The organism is Mycobacterium sp., from assembly GCF_050701675.1.
In the GTDB taxonomy this organism is placed as follows: Bacteria; Actinomycetota; Actinomycetes; order Mycobacteriales; family Mycobacteriaceae; genus Mycobacterium.
Genome location: NZ_JBOGDD010001209.1, coordinates 1 through 5,037, shown reverse-complemented (window position 1 = coordinate 5,037; position 5,037 = coordinate 1). Strand labels below are relative to the sequence as shown.

At 70.1% G+C, this 5,037-nt stretch carries 6 protein-coding genes; 4 read left to right on the top strand and 2 right to left on the bottom strand.

Annotated features, from left to right (window positions below; translation table 11 throughout):
* The 3 genes from ACRDUX_RS37480 to ACRDUX_RS37470 all read left to right on the top strand — a co-directional run.
* Positions 1-1,388: MmgE/PrpD family protein (locus tag ACRDUX_RS37480; RefSeq protein ID WP_526422051.1), on the top strand; the 1,388-nt coding region annotated here is incomplete at its 5' end.
* A complete protein-coding gene (locus ACRDUX_RS37475) occupies positions 1,385-2,098 on the top strand; it encodes an SDR family NAD(P)-dependent oxidoreductase (protein ID WP_526422049.1) in 714 nt (237 codons plus the stop codon). The genes ACRDUX_RS37480 and ACRDUX_RS37475, both read left to right, overlap by 4 nt.
* Positions 2,099-2,169: 71 nt before the next feature.
* A complete protein-coding gene (locus ACRDUX_RS37470; RefSeq protein WP_526422047.1) occupies positions 2,170-3,297 on the top strand; it encodes a D-alanine--D-alanine ligase family protein in 1,128 nt (375 codons plus the stop codon).
* A 75-nt stretch (positions 3,298-3,372) separates the two neighbouring features.
* Here the strand turns inward: ACRDUX_RS37470 and ACRDUX_RS37465 are convergent, their stop codons facing one another.
* Both ACRDUX_RS37465 and ACRDUX_RS37460 read right to left on the bottom strand, forming a co-directional pair.
* On the bottom strand, positions 3,373-3,912 hold the full coding sequence (locus ACRDUX_RS37465; RefSeq protein ID WP_526422045.1) for a DUF3515 family protein: 540 nt from the start codon (positions 3,910-3,912) through the stop codon (positions 3,373-3,375).
* A 10-nt stretch (positions 3,913-3,922) separates the two neighbouring features.
* Positions 3,923-4,165, bottom strand: a complete 243-nt coding sequence (locus ACRDUX_RS37460) for an Lrp/AsnC ligand binding domain-containing protein (protein ID WP_526422043.1) — start codon at positions 4,163-4,165, stop codon at positions 3,923-3,925.
* 110 nt (positions 4,166-4,275) lie between these two features.
* Between ACRDUX_RS37460 and ACRDUX_RS37455 the strand changes: the two genes are divergently transcribed.
* Positions 4,276-5,037 (top strand): thiamine-phosphate kinase (locus tag ACRDUX_RS37455; protein WP_526422041.1); only part of this gene is annotated, 762 nt, incomplete at its 3' end.

Genomic DNA, 5,037 nt, shown 5'->3' with positions numbered 1-5,037 from the left:
ACGTTGATCGCCGCACTGGGCCTCGGTCAGCTGTGAGCGTCCGTGGGCCGAGCGCGGTGATCGCCGACTTCGCGGCGCGACTGGAGTTCGGCGATCTCCCGGCAGGCGTCGTGCACGAGGCCAAGCGAGCACTGATCGACCACGTGGGCGTCGCGGTCGCCGCGGCGGGCCACCCATCGGTCGAGGCCATGCTACGGGTCTCGGATCGTATGGCGGGGATGGGTTTTCACACGGTGATCGGCCGATCGGAGACCACGACGATGCCGTACGCGGCGCTGGTCAACGGATTTGCCGCCCACCTGCTCGACTACGACGACACCTTCAACCCCGGTGACACCACGGTGCACGGCAGCGCGCCGGTCTGGCCGGTGGTCTTCGCCCTCGCCGAAAGCGCACCCGTGGCCGGACGTGACGCGCTCACCGCGTTCGTCGCTGGCTTCGAGACCGAGTGCAGGCTGGGCCGGGCGGCAGGTGACGCACACTACGAGATCGGTTGGCACGTCACGGGAACGGTCGGGCACGTGGGCGCTGCGGCCGCCGCGGGCCGAATGCTGAGACTGCCGACCGCGACGCTGAACCAGGCGCTCGGCAGCGCGGGCACCCAGGCCGCGGGGCTCAAGGCGGTGTACGGCACCGACGGCAAACCGCTGCATGCGGGCAAGGCCGCCATGGATGGCCTGCTGTCCGCGACGATGGCCGCCGAGGGCATCACGTCGTCGACGGAGATCATGGAAGGGGACCGCGGGTTCCTCGCGGTGATGTCACCGAATCCCGATGCCGCCAAGTTGACCGAGGGGCTGGGGGAGCAGTGGCACCTGCTCGCCAACGGCTACAAGGCCTATCCCAGCGGATCGCTGACACACCCGGCCATCGATGCGGTGCTGGGTCTGCGGGCAGAGTACGGTTTCGGCGCCTCCGAGGTGAAACGCGTTCGAGCGACGGTGAATACGAAGGCGGCGACGGTGACTGGCAAGGTTGATCCACGGACCGGACTTGACGCCAAGTTCAGCCTCACCCACGGTGTCGCGGTGGCGTTGCTGGCACCCCGCCCGCGGTTGGACCACTTCACCGACGAGGCCGCCGTCGATCGCGAGATCGCAGCGGTACGTGAGTTGATCGACGTCACGTCCGACCGCTCCGTCGGCAAACGAGCCGCCGAGGTCGCGGTCGACCTGATCGACGGACGCTCGGTGACGCTGCGGGTCGAGGCAAACCGCGGCACCCCGGAAAATCCGCTGACCGACGACGATCTGGCGGCGAAGTTCACCGACAACGCCGCGCCACGCCTCGGCGTCGACGGTGCGGCCCGGCTCTTGGAGGCGTGCTGGTCGATGGACACCGCCGCTGACTTCGCCGAACTGGTGGCGATGACGGGAGTGCGGTCGTGACCGACGGGCAGGAGACCAAGGAGGGCCGCGGCGTCGCCGTGGTCACCGGCGGAGCGCGCAACCTGGGGCGCGCAATCGTGTTGGCGCTCGCGCGGGACGGCTACGACGTCGTCGTCAACACGCGTTCCGACGTCGAGCAGGCCGAGAAGGTGGCCGCGGAGGCCCGCGCGCACGGTGTCGCCGCGGCGGTGGCGGCCGCGGACGTCGCGGATCCGGCCGCGGTGGGGCGGATGTTCGCGGTGGCCGACGGACTGGGTCCGCTGCGGGTGCTGGTCAACAACGCCGCCGCGCGGACCCGGGTGCCGGTGTACGACGTGACGGCCGCGGACTGGGAGGCCGTCCGATCGGTAACCCTGGACGGCGCCATGAACTGTGTCCTGGCTGCCCTGCCGCGGCTGCGCGCCGACGGGGGCGGCATCGTCTCGATCATCGGAGGCAACGCGCTGAGCGGCGATCCCGGCAGGTTCCACGTCTCGGCCGCGAAGTACGGACTGGTCGGGATGACCAAGGCACTCGCGGCGGCGTGTGCGGCCGACCACGTCAACGTCAACGCCGTCTCGCCGAGCAACATGAATCCCGAGCCGGGCCAGGAGGCGGAGAGGGAGTCCCAGCGTCGTCGAGAAGCGGTCGCCGACACGGTGGCCTTCCTGGTGTCGCGGGCGGGCTGCGACGTGACGGGTCAGCTGATCGAGGTCGGGGCAGCCCGGTGAGGCATGGTTGAAGCGCAGGTCAACGAGTGCTGCCATGCGGGTTCGGGCCAGGACGGTAGCCTCTCTAGGTTGTGACCGACCGCGATCAGCCCGGCCCGCCTGCCCGCACGCGCGTGGCCGTCGTCTACGGCGGCCGCAGCTCCGAGCACGCCATCTCGTGTGTTTCCGCAGGCAGCATCCTGCGCAACCTCGACCCGAATCGCTTCGAGGTGGTCGCGGTCGGCATCACGCCCGACGGCTCCTGGGTGCTCACCGACGGCCACCCCGACTCGCTGGCGATCACCGACGGCAGGCTTCCCGAGGTGACCGGGGCGTCGGGGACCGCGCTCGCACTCGCGGCGGACCCCAGCCGTCGTGGCCAGCTCCTGTCGCTCGGCACGGGAGCGGGGGACGTCCTCGCCGCCGTCGACGTCGTCTTCCCCGTCCTGCACGGTCCCTACGGCGAGGACGGCACCATCCAGGGACTGCTCGAGCTCGCGGGCGTGCCGTACGTCGGTGCGGGTGTGCTGGCCAGTGCCGCGGGTATGGACAAGGAGTTCACCAAGAAGCTGCTCGCGGCGGAGGGGCTGCCCATCGGCGAGCAGGCCGTGCTGCGCGCCCACGACCAGACCCTCGACCTCGACGACAGGGAGCGGCTCGGCCTTCCGGTGTTCGTCAAACCCGCCCGCGGGGGCTCGTCGATCGGCGTCAGCCGGGTCACGACGTGGGACGAGCTGGACCGGGCCATCGCCTACGCGCGCAAACACGACCCCAAGGTCATCGTGGAAGCGGCAGTGGTCGGCCGCGAACTGGAGTGCGGTGTGCTGGAGTTGCCCGACGGCCGCATCGAGGCCAGCACCGTCGGCGAGATCCGCGTTGCCGGGGTGCGCGGCCGCGAGGACGGGTTCTACGACTTCGCCACCAAATACCTCGAGGACGCCGCCGAGCTCGACGTACCCGCCAAGATCGATGACGAGATCGCCGATGAAGTAAGACAATTGGCGATCAGGGCGTTCCGCGCCATCGACTGCCAGGGTCTCGCGCGCGTCGACTTCTTCCTCACCGACGACGGCCCGGTGATCAACGAGATCAACACGATGCCGGGCTTCACCACCATCTCGATGTATCCGCGGATGTGGGCGGCCAGTGGGGTGGACTACCCGACGCTTCTGGCGGCCATGGTCGACACGGCGGTGGCCCGCGGCACCGGCCTGCGCTAGCGGCGTCTTCCGTTGATGTAGCGCTGGTGGCGAGAAAGTGCGAGTAGCAATCGCCGTCAGCGCTACCTCAACGTCTCAGCGGACCGGCGCTGGGTTGACCGGGGTCGCGGGCAAGGCTTGGGCGACGGCCCGCGAGAGCAGCTGGATCGGCGTGGGTCCCGACCCGTCGGGCAGCGTCAGTGCCACGTAGACCGGCCTGTCGACCGTCACCCAGGTGGTGCGGCCGTCTCCGGGGATCCGGAACCACTCCACGTCGTCGACGACCTGCAACGGTGAGCTGGTGACGAAGTCGTCCGGGCGATCCAGCCCGCAGCGCAGGATGACGGGGTCGCCGTCGGGTTCGGCCTGCCATGCCGCAGCGCCGGCGGGCACGGGTTCGGCCGCCTGTGCCCGGTGATAGTCGTCCATCGCGTCGGGAAGCGCGGACATCAGCGCTCTGCAGGCGTCGCCGTCGGCGTGCGGGGCGGGTGCGGCGGCGATGGCCACGGGCCGCGGAACGGGCTTCGCCTCCCTGGTGGCCGCGACCACCAGTACGGCGATGATCGCACCCACCGCGATGACGATCGCCGCGATCAGCACGGCGCGCGGGGGCCCGTCGGCTTCGTCGTCGGTCACCCGAGCAACTCTAGGTGCGCACTCCGTCGGCGATGGGACAGGTCAGGGTGCGGGTGATGCCGATGACCTGCTGGATGCTCGGAACGACGACGGATTGCAGGTGCGCATCCGTGTCGGCCTGGATGCGGACCACCACGTCGTAGGGTCCTGTCACGTATTCCGACGACGACACTCCAGGCAGCGCCGACAACTGCTTCGCGACGACTTCGGCGCGGCCCACTTCGGTCTGAATCAGCATGAATGCCTCAACCACCCGCGCTGACCTCCGTCCTGGCTGCATAGACTCCACGCCGCAGGGACCAAACGTACCGCAGGTCGCGCCGGTGTTCAGGGCACGCAACCGGCGACCCGATGGAAGGTGACATGACCAACAGCGAGCGGGCGGAGACGCTCGCCGATCTCGGGGAGTTCGTCGTGATCGACCGGCTCGTCGATGGACGGGTGCAGGGCCCGGCCGTCCTGGTGGGGCCCGGCGACGACGCCGCGGTGATCGCCGCGGGCGACGGTCGGACGGTGGTGTCGACGGACATGCTCGTCGAGGGACGGCACTTCCGACTCGACTGGTCGACGCCGCACGACGTCGGCCGCAAGGCGATCGCCCAGAATGCCGCCGACGTCGAGGCGATGGGTGCGGCGGCTACCGCGTTCGTCGTCGCGTTCGGCGCACCGGGCAGCACCCTCGGCGACGACGTCGCGGGACTCTCGGACGGCATGTGGCAGGAGGCCCGCAGCTTCGGCGCGAGCATCGTCGGGGGTGACCTCGTCGCCTCGCCGCAGTGGGTGATCTCGGTGACCGCGCTCGGCGACCTAGGAGGCCGCGAGCCCGTGCTGCTCAGCGGCGCCAGGCCCGGCCACGCGGTGGCGGTCATCGGTGACGTCGGGCGGTCAGCTGCCGGGTATACCCTGTGGCTCAAGGACATTCGCAAACACGTCGAGCTGCGCGCCAGTCACCTGGTGCCCTCGGTGCCCTACGGAGAGGGTCGCGTGGCAGCAGACGCCGGTGCCACGGCGATGACCGACGTGTCCGACGGTCTGCTGGCGGACCTCGGACACGTCGCAGACGCATCCGGCGTCGGCATCGAACTGTCGCGGGAAGCGCTAAGGGTGGATCACGATGGCGTCGCC